The sequence below is a fragment of the Aureimonas ureilytica DSM 18598 = NBRC 106430 genome, from assembly GCF_000382705.1.
GTDB lineage: Bacteria > Pseudomonadota > Alphaproteobacteria > Rhizobiales > Rhizobiaceae > Aureimonas > Aureimonas ureilytica.
Map to the genome: position 1 here is coordinate 55514 of NZ_ARQE01000001.1, position 13549 is coordinate 69062.

At 68.5% G+C, this 13549-nt stretch carries 10 protein-coding genes and 2 pseudogenes; 6 read left to right on the plus strand and 6 right to left on the minus strand.

Annotated elements, in window-relative coordinates; translation table 11 throughout:
- Positions 1-142 precede the first annotated feature (142 nt).
- A pseudogene (locus tag B146_RS30155) lies at positions 143-1840 on the minus strand (DNA translocase FtsK); the annotation flags it as partial.
- Positions 1841-2923: 1083 nt separating this feature from the next.
- Positions 2924-3415: pseudogene (locus B146_RS30160) on the minus strand (DNA translocase FtsK 4TM domain-containing protein); the annotation flags it as partial.
- A 265-nt stretch (positions 3416-3680) separates the two neighbouring features.
- On the opposite strand from B146_RS30160, the gene B146_RS0100270 reads away from it, so the two are divergent.
- Positions 3681-3992, plus strand: a complete 312-nt coding sequence (locus tag B146_RS0100270; protein ID WP_019994399.1) for a GNAT family N-acetyltransferase — start codon at positions 3681-3683, stop codon at positions 3990-3992.
- Positions 3993-4131: 139 nt separating this feature from the next.
- Here the strand turns inward: B146_RS0100270 and B146_RS0100275 are convergent, their stop codons facing one another.
- The 4 genes from B146_RS0100275 to B146_RS27460 all read right to left on the minus strand — a co-directional run bounded on the left by B146_RS0100275 (position 4132) and on the right by B146_RS27460 (position 8383).
- Positions 4132-5520 (minus strand): ammonium transporter, encoded by a 1389-nt coding sequence (locus B146_RS0100275; protein ID WP_019994400.1) that lies wholly within the window; start codon positions 5518-5520, stop codon positions 4132-4134.
- A 17-nt stretch (positions 5521-5537) separates the two neighbouring features.
- Positions 5538-5876 carry a P-II family nitrogen regulator gene (locus B146_RS0100280; RefSeq protein WP_019994401.1) on the minus strand — a complete coding sequence of 113 codons (339 nt, stop codon included), beginning with the start codon at positions 5874-5876 and terminating at the stop codon, positions 5538-5540.
- A gap of 258 nt (positions 5877-6134) precedes the next feature.
- Positions 6135-7004 carry an acyl-CoA thioesterase gene (locus B146_RS0100285; RefSeq protein WP_019994402.1) on the minus strand — a complete coding sequence of 290 codons (870 nt, stop codon included), beginning with the start codon at positions 7002-7004 and terminating at the stop codon, positions 6135-6137.
- 194 nt (positions 7005-7198) lie between these two features.
- On the minus strand, positions 7199-8383 hold the full coding sequence (locus tag B146_RS27460) for a GGDEF domain-containing protein (protein WP_155897281.1): 1185 nt from the start codon (positions 8381-8383) through the stop codon (positions 7199-7201).
- Positions 8384-8653: 270 nt separating this feature from the next.
- On the opposite strand from B146_RS27460, the gene B146_RS0100295 reads away from it, so the two are divergent.
- From B146_RS0100295 to B146_RS0100315, 5 genes are all read left to right on the plus strand, one after another.
- Entirely contained in the window at positions 8654-9895 is a 1242-nt protein-coding gene (locus B146_RS0100295; protein ID WP_019994404.1) for a ubiquinone biosynthesis hydroxylase, read from the plus strand.
- A 220-nt stretch (positions 9896-10115) separates the two neighbouring features.
- A complete protein-coding gene (locus tag B146_RS0100300; RefSeq protein ID WP_019994405.1) occupies positions 10116-10454 on the plus strand; it encodes a DUF2849 domain-containing protein in 339 nt (112 codons plus the stop codon).
- An 85-nt stretch (positions 10455-10539) separates the two neighbouring features.
- Positions 10540-12231 (plus strand): nitrite/sulfite reductase, encoded by a 1692-nt coding sequence (locus B146_RS24550; protein WP_019994406.1) that lies wholly within the window; start codon positions 10540-10542, stop codon positions 12229-12231.
- Positions 12228-12746, plus strand: a complete 519-nt coding sequence (locus B146_RS0100310; protein WP_019994407.1) for a DUF934 domain-containing protein — start codon at positions 12228-12230, stop codon at positions 12744-12746. Before B146_RS24550 ends, B146_RS0100310 begins: the two co-directional genes overlap by 4 nt.
- The gene (locus tag B146_RS0100315; RefSeq protein WP_019994408.1) at positions 12743-13522 is read left to right on the plus strand and encodes a phosphoadenylyl-sulfate reductase; all 780 of its coding nucleotides are present in this window, start codon (positions 12743-12745) and stop codon (positions 13520-13522) included. The genes B146_RS0100310 and B146_RS0100315 overlap by 4 nt, the downstream gene beginning before the upstream one ends.
- The last annotated feature ends 27 nt before the right edge of the window (positions 13523-13549 follow it).

The window sequence follows — 13549 nt, forward strand, 5'->3', positions numbered from 1 at the left end:
GCACCGAACGAGCATGTTCGGCACGACGGGAAGGGTCCGGGCGCGTCTCGACGAGCCCCAAACGCAAAAACGGGCGCGATCGCTCGCGCCCGTCCCGTGTTCTCGAAGCTCGCGCCCTTTGCCGGGCGCGCCGCCCTCGCCCTCAGGCGTTGTCCGTCGGCACCAGGATCTCGCGCTTGCCGGCGTGGTTGGCGGGGCCGACGATGCCCTCGCGTTCCATGCGCTCGATGATCGAGGCCGCGCGGTTGTAGCCGATCTGGAGGCGGCGCTGGACGTAGGAAGTGGAGGCCTTGCCGTCGCGCAGGACGATCGCCACCGCCTGGTCGTAGAGATCGGCGCTTTCCTCCATGCCGCCCGCCGAGCCGCCGGACGCGGCGGCCGGAGCCTCCTCGTCCTCGTCCTCCAGGATGGCGTCGAGATATTCCGGCACGCCCTGCGTCTTCAGGTGCTTGACGATCTCCTCCACCTCGTCGTCGCCGACGAAGGGGCCGTGGACGCGCTGGATGCGACCGCCGCCGGCCATGAAGAGCATGTCACCCATGCCGAGCAGCTGCTCGGCGCCCTGCTCCTGCAGGATGGTGCGCGAGTCGATCTTCGAGGTCACCTGGAAGGAGATGCGGGTCGGGAAGTTGGCCTTGATCGTGCCGGTGATGACGTCGACCGAGGGGCGCTGCGTCGCCATGATGACGTGGATGCCGGCGGCGCGGGCCATCTGCGCGAGGCGCTGGACGGTGCCTTCGATGTCCTTGCCGGCCACCATCATGAGGTCGGCCATCTCGTCGATGATGACGACGATATAGGGCAGCGGCGCGAGGTCGAACTCCTCCGACTCGAAGATCGGCTCGCCGGTCTCGCGGTCGAAGCCCGTCTGAACCGTGCGCGAGATCGTCTCGCCGCGCTCCATGGCGGAGGCGACGCGGGCGTTGAAGCCGTCGATGTTGCGAACGCCCACCTTCGACATCTTGCGGTAGCGGTCCTCCATCTCGCGGACCGTCCATTTCAGCGCCACCACGGCCTTCTTCGGATCGGTGACGACCGGAGCCAGAAGATGCGGGATGCCGTCATAGATCGAGAGTTCGAGCATCTTCGGGTCGATCATGATCATGCGGCATTCGGCCGGGGTCATCCGGTAGAGAAGCGACAGGATCATCGTGTTGATCGACACCGACTTGCCCGAGCCGGTGGTGCCGGCCACGAGCAGATGCGGCATCTTGGCGAGATCGGCGATGACCGCCTCGCCGCCGATCGTCTTGCCGAGCGCCAGCGGCAGCTTGGCCTTGGAGCCGGCGAACGTGTCGGAGCCGATCATCTCGCGGAAATAGACGGTCTCGCGGCGCTGGTTCGGCAGCTCGATGCCGATCGCGTTCTTGCCGGGGATCACGGCGACGCGCGCGGCGATCGCCGACATCGAGCGGGCGATGTCGTCGGCGAGGCCGATGACGCGGCTCGACTTGATGCCGGGCGCGGGCTCCAGCTCGTAGAGCGTGACGACCGGGCCGGGGCGCACTTCGATGATCTCGCCCTTCACGCCGAAATCGTCGAGCACGCCTTCGAGCAGCCGCGCGTTCTCCTGCAGGATCTCGGGCGTCAGAGAATTGTCGCGGTTGCGCGGCTTGGGCGGGGCCAGAAGCTCGATCGGCGGCAGGATGAACTCGTCGTTGAGATCGGGATGCCCAAGCTCGGCAAGGCGGGCGCGCGAGGACTGGCGCGACAGCATCTCGGCCGCCGGCTGCATCTGGACGCGCGCCGGACGGGCGTCGATCGCGCTGGCGCGCGGAGCCATGGGGGCCTGCGGCGCGACGCGGGGCTGGGGCGCGGGGGCGCGGGGGGCCTCCGGCTCGGCGCGCTGCGTGGCGCGCTTCAGGCCCGGAAAGGCGACGATGTTGTTGGCGATGAAGCCGCGCCAGCCGCCCGGCTCCTCGGGCTCCGGTTCGGGCTGGTAGCGCCGGTCGGCCTCGATGGCGAAATCGTCTTCGTCCTCTTCGGCGGCGATGCGCTCTTCCAGCGTCGGGCGGCGCTCGTCGCCGAGAGCGGCATGGGTCTCGAGTTCGAAGGGCGCCTCGTCCTGCTCGTCCGCATAGCGCGCGTCGTCATAGCGGGCCGCGTCGTCATAACGGGCTTCCTCGGCGTAGCGGACCTCGTCCTCGTAGGCGTCGCGATAGGCGGCGTCCGTTTCCATCGCCGCCGCATGGGCGTCCGGCTCGGCGACGCGCGCGGCTTCGGCCGCGGCGGCAAGGGCGGCCTCGCGCTGCGCCATCTTGTAGGAGCCGTTCCAGTCCGAGCGGCCATGGCGCACCGTGGCGCGGCTCGTGTCCACCGTGCGGCGGGCCGGCGCTTCGGGCGCGTCGAACACCGGCGGGGCGCTCGGCGCGGCGCGCGTGGCGGAGGGGCGGGCGGCGGCGGGCGGCGCGGACGGGGCGGCGGCGCGGGGCGCGGGCGCGGCGGCCTGCGGCACGAAGCCCTCTTCGGCCTCGTGAGGCTCGAATTCCAGCGGCTCGTCGAACATCGGCGGCTCGTCGAAGCGCGGCGGCTGGACGACGCGGGCGGCGCGGGTTTCGCGGGCCGGCGGCGGGGCGTCCTCGGCGTCCACCGCGCGCAGCGCCTCGCGCAGGCGCGCTTCGGGCGCGGGCGGCATCAAGGGCGCGTCGCGGTCCCAGTCGCGATGGGCGAAGGGATCGTTGCGGCGGCGACGCGCTTCGGCGAGATCGCCGACGCGACGGCCGAGCGCCGAGCGCGCGGAATAGAGCCAATGGCTGGCGGCGCCCGCCAGAAGCTGCATCGCGCCTTCGCGCTCGTCCTCGTCGTGGCGCATGCCGCGATGGGGCTCGGTCTCGTAAGCGTCGGAATAGGTGTCGGAGGGACGAGCCACCAGACCCGCGCCGTTCAGAACGCACCAGCCGGCGGGCAGCGCGAAGAGCGCGGCCAGCACCACGCCGAGCGAGCCCTGCGGATAGGAGCCGGTGACGAGGGCGGGCACCTTGAGAACGAGATCGCCGACGACGCCGCCGAGGCCGATCGGCAGCGGCCAGCCGGCCGGCGCCTGGAGGCAGCCAAGCGCAGCGCTGGCGAGCGCCATGCCGCCGAGCGCCCACCAGGCGCGCGCGCTCGTGTGGCCGACGCGCCGGCCGATCACGAGAAGCAGCCCGCGCGAGGCGAGAAGCAGCGGCAGGAGAACCGCGCCGAGGCCGAGAAGCTGCATGGCGAGATCGGCCGCCACGGCGCCGGAGGCGCCGGCGAGATTGCGCACCGGATTGCCGTTGGCGTAGCTGAGCGAGGGGTCGTCCACCGTCCAGCTGGCGAAGGACACGGCGAGCCAGACGGACGCGGCCAGAAGCGCCAAGCCCATCAGCACCTGTGCCGGGCGGCCGAGCCGGCCGGTGCCCTCTTCCCTTGCGTCGATCGATGCCATCGCCATGCCCTTGAGCCCTGAAGTCTGGCGGGGAAGGCCCCGCTTAAGCCTGCTTGTTCGCGCCTCTTTCGCGGAGGCACGGCCTTGATCGGGCAAGGTAAACAAAGCTGGTTAAAGCGCATTTAACCCTCTTGGCCACGTGCGCTTTCGCCCCTCCCTTGCTCAGCCGAAACACCGCGCGAGCGTCCCTCTTGCCGGCACCGTGATGGAACCGTGGGCGCGCGGCCGACATATCCGACCAGTTCCATTCCAAGCGAGAAGGACAGGACCCATGGAGATCAGGCACGAGGATTTGGGCCGGGGCGGTTTGTTCGTGGCGGGCGAAGGCGAGGACCGGGCGGAGCTGACCTATGCGCCGGCCGGCATCCAGAACTCCCTCATCTTCGATCACACCTATGTTCCCGAGCACATGCGCGGCCAGGGGATCGCCGAGAAGCTGGTGGACCACGCGGTCGGCTATGCCCGCGAAAAGGGCATGACCGTGGTGCCCGCCTGTTCCTATGTGCGCTCGCTGTTCCAGCGCCATCCCGAGCGCTACGGCGACGTCGCGGCGGCCGAGGAGAAGCCGATCGGCCGCATCTGACGCGGCGCGCCGCGCGCCTGCCGCGCGAGGGCGTGGGGGCACGTGCCGCGCGGGGGCGCGTGGCACCGAACGCGAAAAAGGGCAGGCGGATCGCTCCGCCTGCCCTTTTCATGACCGGGGCGAACCCGGAAGCCGCCGATCAGGCGTGGTAGGCCGCCTCGCCATGCGAGGTGATGTCGAGGCCCTCGCGCTCGGCTTCCACGGTCGGACGCAGGCCGATCACGGCGTCGACGATCTTGTAGAGGATCGCCGAGACGATGCCGCCATAGACCACGGTGATGAGCACCGCGACGGCCTGGGAATAGACCTGCGCGCCCATGGTGACGCCTTCCAGATAGCCGCCGCCGCCGAACGCGGTGGAGGCGAAGACGCCGGTGCCGATCGCGCCGACGATGCCGCCCACGCCATGGATGCCGAACACGTCGAGCGAGTCGTCGTAGCCGAACTTCGGCTTCACCACCGCCACGAAGAAGTAGCAGGCGGCCGACGAGATCGCGCCGAGGACGATGCCGCCGATCGGGCCGACCGCACCGGCCGCCGGGGTCACGGCGACGAGGCCGGCGATGATGCCCGACACGGCGCCGAGCATGGAGGCCTTGCCGCGCAGGAGAGCCTCGATGAGCACCCAGGCGACGGTGGCGCCGGCGGTCGCGGTGAAGGTGTTGATCATGGCGAGCGCCGCGCCGCCATTGGCCTCGAGGTTGGAGCCGGCGTTGAAGCCGAACCAGCCGACCCAGAGGATCGAGGCGCCGACCATGGTCAGCGTCATCGAGTGCGGGGCCATGTTGTCACGGCCGAGACCCGTGCGCTTGCCGACCAGGAACGAGCCGACGAGGGCCGCGATGCCGGCATTGATGTGGACGACGGTGCCGCCCGCGAAGTCGAGCGCGGCCACGCCCCCGGCATGGGCGCCGGTGAAGATCAGGCCGTTCGCGTCCCAGACCATGTGAGCGACCGGGAAATAGACGATCGTCACCCAGAGGATGGTGAAGAGGACCACCGCGCCGAACTTGATGCGCTCGGCAAACGCGCCGACGATCAGCGCCGGCGTGATGCAGGCGAAGGTCATCTGGAAGGCGATGAAGACATATTCGGGGATCACGACGCCCTTGGTGAAGGTCGCGGCCATCGTGTCCTTGGTGATGCCGGCCAGGAACAGCTTGCCCGTGCCGCCCCAGAAGGCGCTCGTCGAGCCGCCAAAGGCGAAGGAATAGCCGTAGGTCACGTACATGATCATGACGATGGCGGTGATCGTGACGCACTGCATCAGCACCGAGAGCATGTTCTTGGCGCGAACGAGGCCGCCGTAGAACAGGCCGAGGCCCGGCAGGATCATGAACAGGACGAGGAGCGTCGACACCAGCATCCAGGCGACGTCGCCCTTGTCCATGACGTCGGCGGCGACGGCGGCCGCGGCGGCCGGCACCTGTTCGGGGGCCGGCGCGATGCCGGTCTCCTGCGCGAAGGCGACGACCGGAAGAAGGCTTGCCGCGAGGAGCGCCGGAGCGATGGATTTCACAAAACGCATGGTTCTCTCACAGCCCCTCAAAGCGCGTTCGAGTCGGTTTCGCCGGTGCGAATGCGAACCGCCTGCTCGATGCCGAACACGAAGATCTTGCCGTCGCCGATCTGGCCGGTCTTGGCGGCCGAGGCGATCACGTCCACCGTGCGGTCCACCATGTCGGAGGGCACGGCCACTTCGATCTTCAGCTTGGGCAGGAAGCTGACGGCATATTCGGTGCCGCGATAGATCTCGGTGTGGCCCTTCTGGCGGCCGTAGCCCTTCACCTCGGTGACGGTCAGACCCTGGATGCCGACGGCGGTGAGAGCTTCTCGCACCTCGTCCAGCTTGAATGGCTTGATGATCGCCATCACGATTTTCATGAGCACCTCGAACCTGGAGAGATCGAGCGGTTTTTCGGACCGCCCGACCGGGAAGATGGCTCCCTGCGACCCGGATGGGCCCGACGGGAATATCCTCACCTATCCAAGATGCGTGCCAATTGAGCGACGGCCGGATTTTCGCCAGATTTGTGCGGCGCGAAAGCGCTTTCTGCCACTCGTCTGCTCAGGCCTGGGTTTCTGAGCTCTGAACACATGCCGAAAATTTCGGCATGTGCCTGCCTTTTGGTCGCGACGGATTCAGGCTTTGGGCTCGCGCGGGCGGATCAGCCCTTCCTGTGCCACGGAGGCGACCAGCGTTCCGTCGGCCGAGAACAAGGAGCCGCGCGTCAGACCTCGCCCACCGGACGAGGATGGGCTGTCCTGCGCGTAGAGATGCCACTGGCTGACGCGCAGCGGGCGGTGGAACCACATGGCATGGTCGAGGCTCGCCGCCTGGATGCGCTCGTCGAAGATCGACAGGCCATGGGCGAAGAGCGAGGTGTCGAGAAGGGTCATGTCGGAGAGATAGGCCATGACGGCGGCGTTGAGCGCGGGATCGTCGCCGATATCGGCGGTGACGCGCACCCAGATGCGCTGCTCGGGGGCGAGCTTCTCGCGCGTCAGATAATGATCGGTCGAAACGGGGCGGAACTCCACCGCGCGCGGGCGCATCCAGTAGCGCCGGATCGGCTCGGGCGCGTGGCGCAGGATGTCCTGGCCGAGGCTCTCGCCCGAGGGCAATTCGTCCGGGCCCGGCACGACCGGCATCGCGATCTGGTGGTCGAGCCCCTCCTCCTCGCGCTGGAACGAGGCCGAGAGGGTGAAGATCGCCTGCCCGTGCTGGATCGCGGTGACGAGCCGTGTCGAGAAGGAGCCGCCGTCGCGCAGCCGCTTGGCCTCGTAGATGACGGGCACGCGCGGGTCGCCCGGCCGCATGAAATAGCCATGCAGCGAATGCACCTGCCGGTCGGGCGCGACGGTGCGCTGGGCGGCGACGAGCGCCTGCGCGATCACCTGCCCGCCGAAGATGCGCTGCCAGCCGACATCCGGGCTGGTGCCGCGAAACAGGTTTTCCTCGAGCCGTTCCAGATCGAGCGTCGATACGAGCTTCGCCACCAGATCCTTCATATGCGTCCCTTCCTGCAAGCCATGCCGTCTGGCGGCGAGGCCCCGCGTCGCGCGGCGCCGGCCGTTTCTGTGGCGTTCCTTATGCGACAAGAGGCGGGCGGCCGAAAGGGCGAGGGTTTTACGCCCGGCTTTTGGCGAGCCGGGCCTTTCGCGAGGACGCCTTTTCGCGAGAAGGGGTTTCCGCGAGGTCGGCGTCAGGCCGCGCGTTCGAGGCCGCCGCCGCGCTGCTTGGCTCGGTAGGAGGCGGCATCGGCCGCGCGCAGCATGGGCTCGAGCTCCGCCCAGGCGGCCGGATCGACGCGGTAGCCGTAGCTGAATCCGATCCGCACGGGCGTGTCGCCGAGATCGTAGGGCTCGCAGAGGAACTCGACCAATCGCATGGCGAAGGCTTCCGCCTGTTCCGGATGATCCAGCCTCGGCTGGAGGATCACGAATTCGTCGCCGCCGGTGCGGATCGCGATGTCCCGCTCGCCGAGAAAGGCGTGGAGCCGGTCGGCGACGCGCCGCAGAAGCTCGTCACCCGCCGCGTGGCCCCAGCGGTCGTTCACGGTCTTGAAGTCGTCGAGATCGAAGCAATGCACCGCCGCGAAACCCTCCCCGCCGCCCGGAAACCAGAGCGCGGCCTCCTGAATGGCGAGGCGGTTGGACAGGCCCGTCAGGGCGTCGGTGCGGGCGAGATGCGCCATCTTCATGCGCAGCTCGATCTCCTCGGCGGACACCGCGTAGAGGTGGCGCACGCTCTCGAAACTACCGCCCAGGAAGAACAGGAAGATCACGCCCAGAATGCGGTCGGGCGTGCCGCCGAAGGTCAGGGCGGACACGGCCGCCGGAAAGGCGGCGATCAGGAGCGCGGCGATGGCGAGCTTGGGGCGCAGGAAGATGCGCGCCGCGACGCCCGAGCAATAGCCGAAGACGAGGCCGGTCGCGAGCATGTGGAGCGTGGCGTCCGACTGGGCGAAGAGGCCCGCCGACAGGGCGCCGACCGAGGAGGCCATGGCGCAGGTCGTCGCCCCATGCCCCAGTTCCCAGACCCGCGCCTCCTCCAGCGTGGCGGCCCCCTGGCCGAGACGGCGGCGATGCAGGCCGACGAGCGTCACCTTGGCGGCCGAGGCCAGGCCCCCGAGACAGGTCGCGGTCAGGATCGTGAGCGAGCCGAGCGCCGCATGGGCATAAAGACCGACCGCCAGAATCGTCAGCCCCATGATCGAGCTGGGAATCATGCTGAAGGCGAGCCCGGCGACGAGCGTGGTGTAGAGGCCGCTCGATTCGGGCCGGATGGCGATCGAGCCATGGGGAAGCCGCGAGCGCCCCTTCCTCAGGACGCGACCCAGCAGCCCAAAGGACAGCCGGTCGACCCGGCCCCGCGCATCACTGGTCACGCCTCTATGCCGCCCTTCGTTGACGTTGCGGGAGATGATTTCGGGCTTCTTCAAGCGAAGGTCAACGGCAAATGTTGCGGAAGATTATTACTAAGTCCGTCAAACAAAATCCTTCACCCGATCCGTGGTCGCATTGGGTGAAAGAGCATGGGGTTGAAGGGCGCGGCCACGACGCCACACTTGTCCTTGGTCCGCTGGAGACACTATCACCGGACGAGGGTCGGCCGCCCGCAGGCGCCGCCCTTCTGAATTTCGAACCGGAGCCGCCCCATGTCCGATCCTCGCCTTGAGACCCTGCCCGAGCGCGCCGACATCGTCGTCGCCGGCGCGGGCTATGTCGGGCTCGGCACCGCCGTCGCCATCCGCCAGGCCGCGCCCGAATTGTCCGTGGTGCTGGTGGATGCCGCGCCGGACGGCGTCTGGGAGCGCGACACGCGCGCCTCGGCCATCGCGGCGGCCGCCGTGCGGATGCTGACACGGCTCGGCGTGTGGGAGGCGATCGCGCCGGAGGCGCAGGCGATCCGCGAGATGATCGTCACGGATTCGCGCACCAACGATCCGGTGCGCCCGGTCTTCCTGACCTTCGGCGGCGAGGCCGAGCCGGGCGAGCCCTTCGCCCATATGGTGCCGAACGTCGCGCTGAACGGGGCGCTTCGCGCCCGCGCCGATGAGCTGGGCATTCCCATCCGCTCGGGCGCGGCGGTCACCGGGCTCCAGGTCGGCCCCGCCTCCGTCACGGTGGAAACCGGCGCGGGCGCGATCGAGGCCAAGCTTCTCGTCGCCGCCGACGGCGTGCGCTCGGCGATCCGCGACATGGCGGGCATCCGCACCGTCCACACCGATTACGGCCAGAGCGGCATCGTGGCGACGGTGCGCCACGAGCGCCCGCACGAGGGGCGCGCCGAGGAGCATTTCCTGCCCGCCGGCCCCTTCGCCATCCTGCCGCTCACGGACAACCGCTCCTCGCTGGTCTGGACCGAATCCACGGCCGAGGCCGAGCGCCTGCTGCGGGCCGACGAGATGGTGTTCGAGCTGGAGCTGGAGCAGCGCTTCGGCCTGAAGCTCGGCGCGCTCACCGTCGAGGGCAAACCCCGCGCGTTTCCTCTGGGGCTGACGCTCGCGCGCGACTTCGTCAAACCGCGCATCGCGCTCGCCGGAGACGCCGCGCACGGCATTCATCCGATCGCCGGCCAGGGACTCAATCTCGGCTTCAAGGACGTCGCGGCGCTGGCCGAGACGGTGGTGGAGGCCGCGCGCCTCGGGCTCGACATCGGCGCGCTCGACACGCTGCAGCGCTACGAGCGCTGGCGCCGCTTCGACACGGTGCAGATGGGCGTCACCACCGATGTCCTGAACCGGCTCTTTTCCAATGACAATCCGATGCTGCGGGCCGCCCGCTCCTTCGGCCTGTCGCTGGTGGACCGCGCGCCCTTCGCCAAGCGCTATTTCATCGAGCAGGCGTCCGGCCTCAACCCGTCCACGCCCCGCCTTCTGCGCGGCGAGCCGGTCTGACGGCGCTGCGGCGCGCGCATTGCGCGGCCGGGGCTCGAATGAGCAAAAACATCCGCTTGAGTGGCGCCGAAGGAAATCCTCTTCGGCGCAACCACGCTGGCATTGGATTATTTAGAACGATAACAAGCGAGCCGCGACATCTCTTCGGATGTCGGGAGGTGTCTTCGTGGCCGCCGCGCGATCGGCGGCCGGGAAGGCCGGCAGAAAAGGACCATCGGGAATGGCGAGCGACGTCAAGGCGGGTGCGAAGACCAAGGGGCCGAAGCTCCCCGTCATCATGAGCGCCAACGACCTTCTGGACGGCGACGTCGTGTTCCTGACCCGCGAGGGCTGGAGCCTCGACCCCAAGGCCGCGCTGGTGGCTGATGATGCCGAGACGGTCGCCTTCATGGAAGACGCGGGCGCCAGGGGCTTCAAGGGCAATCAGGTCGTCGATCCCTATCTCGTCGAGGTCACGCTCGACGCGGACGGGCTGCCGGTCGCCACGCATTTTCGCGAGGCGATCCGCCAGAAGGGTCCGAGCATTCTGCCGCAATACGGCAAGCAGGCTGAATTTTAAGCGTTTCGGGATGGGGAGCCCTTAAGCGCTCTCACCACCCACCGGGCGCCCGCAAGAGCGCCGGAACCGATCGAGGACGACAGGCATGTATCGGTACGACGAATTCGACGAGCGCTTCGTGCGCGAGCGCGTCCAGCAGTTTCGCCATCAGGTGGAGCGCCGGCTCGACGGCTCGCTCTCGGACGACGAGTTCAAGCCGCTGCGCCTCAAGAACGGCCTCTATCTCCAGCTGCACGCCTACATGCTGCGCGTCGCCGTGCCCTATGGCACGCTGAACTCCAAGCAGATGCGCCAGCTCGCCCTGATCGCCGAGAAATACGACAAGGGCTACGCGCATTTCACCACGCGCCAGAACCTTCAGTACAATTGGCCGAAGCTGCGCGACGTCCCCGACATCATGGACCTTCTGGCCGATGTCGAGATGCACTGCATCCAGACCTCGGGCAATTGCATCCGCAACGTCACGGCGGACCAGTTCGCCGGCGTCGCCGCCGACGAGGTGGAAGACCCGCGCCCGACCGGCGAGCTGATCCGCCAGTGGTCGAGCCTGCATCCGGAATTTTCCTGGCTGCCGCGCAAGTTCAAGATCGCCGTGACCGGCGCCGAGCATGACCGCGCGGCGATCAAGGTCCACGATATCGGCCTGCGCATCCTGCGCCACGCGGAAACCAACGAGATCGGCTACGAGGTCGTCGTGGGCGGCGGTCTCGGCCGCACGCCGATGGTCGGCAAGGTGATCCGCGACTTCCTGCCCAAGGCCGAGCTGCTCGCCTATCTCGAGGCGATCATGCGCGTCTACAACGCGGAAGGCCGGCGCGACAACAAGTACAAGGCGCGCGTGAAGATCCTCGTCCACGAGATCGGCACGGACGAGTTCAAGGCTCGCGTCGAAGCCGAATATGCTGAGCTCAACGGCCCGACGATCAACGCGCCGGCGGAAGAAGTGGAGCGCATCGCGCGCTATTTCGCGGCCCCCGCCTACGAGACCCTGCCCGAGTCCTCTTCGGTGCTGGAGGCCGCCCGCGCGGCCGACCCGGAACTCGACCGCTTCGTGGAGCAGAACGGCTTTGCGCATCGCCAGCCCGGCTATATCGCGCTGACCGTCTCCTTGAAGCCCATCGGCGGCGTGCCGGGCGACATGTCGGACAAGGAAATGCGCGCCTTCGCCGATATCGCGGAGCGCTATTCGTTTGACGAGTTCCGCGTGACGCACGTCCAGAACCTCGTTCTGCCGCATGTGCGCAAGGACGACGTGCCGGCGGTCTACGCCGCGCTGAAGGCGGCGGGCCTTGCCACCGCCAATGCCGGTCTCGTCACCGACATCATCGCCTGCCCCGGCCTCGATTATTGCGCGCTGGCGACGGCCCGCTCGATCCCGATCGCGCAGGACATTTCCAATCTCTACGCCGACGAGGCCAAGCAGAAGGAGGTCGGTCCGCTCCAGATCAAGATCTCGGGCTGCATCAACGCCTGCGGCCACCACCATGTCGGCCATATCGGCATTCTCGGCCTCGAAAAGTCGGGCCGCGAGAATTACCAGATCACGGTCGGCGGCGACGCCTCCGAACATGCCGCGCTCGGCGAGCGCGTCGGGCCGGGCATCGACGCCGAACAGGTGCCGGGCGCGATCGAAGCGCTGGTCGGCGTCTACATGAGCGAGCGGCAGACGGGCGAAACCTTCATCGACACGGTGAAGCGCGCGGGGCTGGAGCCCTTCAAGCAGGGCTTCACGGCCTATGTCGCGGGCAGCACGGCGGGTGAAGGAGCGCACGCATGAGCCTTCTCGTCACCGCCGCCGGAGAGAAGACCGACGAGTTCACCCCTGTCGAGGACATTGCCGATCTGTCCTTGAGCGAGGGCGCGGTTCTCGTGCCGCTCACCGTCATCGATCAGGCCATTGCCGACCGGCGCAACGCGCCCTTGGGTCTGGCGGTCGCCGGCGACGCGCCGGTCTGCGCCGTCGAGCCCTATTTCGGGCAGGTGGAGCTGATCTCGGTTCGCTTTCCGTCCTTCTCGGACGGGCGCGGCTTCTCGCTCGCCAAGCGCCTGCGCCGCGCGGGCTTTTCCGGTACGCTGCGCGCCAGCGGCCCCCTCATCGCGGACCAGTTCGCCGAGGCGCTCGCCTGCGGCTTCGATGAGGTCTGGCTGCCCGACCAGATGGCCGAGCGCCAGCCTGTTGATCAATGGATGAAGGCCAAGGACATCGTCCGCGACCATTACCAGACGGGCTATGGCGAGGATCAGAGCATCCTGCAGAAGCGCCTCGCCGCCCGCGCGGGAGAGGCCGCATGAGCGCCGAGCTCGCGCAGGAGCTGAACGACAGCTTCGCGGGCCTTAAGCCCAATGAGCGCCTGCGCCTTCTGACGGAGCGCCTGCCCGGCCGCATCGTCTTCACGACCTCGCTCGGCATCGAGGACCAGATGCTGACCCATCTGATCTTCCGAGAGAAGCTGGCGATCGACGTCGTGACGCTCGACACCGGCCGCCTGTTTCCCGAGACCTACCAACTCTGGCAGCAGACGGAAGAGACCTATGGCCGGCGCATCAAGGCGAAATATCCGCAGGCCGAAGCGCTCGAAGAGCTGATCGGCGATCAGGGCATCAACGGCTTCTATTTCGCGCCCGAAATGCGCAAGGCCTGCTGCGGCGTGCGCAAGGTGGAGCCGCTCGGCCGCGCTCTGTCGGGCGCGTCGGGCTGGATCACGGGCCTGCGCCGCGACCAGTCGGCCAATCGCGAGCGGCTCGACTTCGTGTCCTTCGACGGCGCGCGCGGCCTCATCAAGGCCAACCCGCTCTTCGACTGGACGCGCGAGGAAATCCGCGTCTTCACGGTCGACCACGCCGTGCCGGTGAACCCGCTGCACGATCAGGGCTTTCTCTCCATCGGCTGCGCCCCCTGCACCCGCGCCATCCGCCCCGGCGAGGTCGAGCGGGCGGGCCGCTGGTGGTGGGAAGAGGAAACCAAGCGCGAATGCGGCCTGCATGTGGACGAGGCCGGCCTGCCCGTGCGCGCGGAAGACGGCCGCCCCGCCCCCGGCGACAGCGCCTTCGAGACGATTCCCTCCTGATCGGCCCGTTCTGATCGGCTGCTTCTG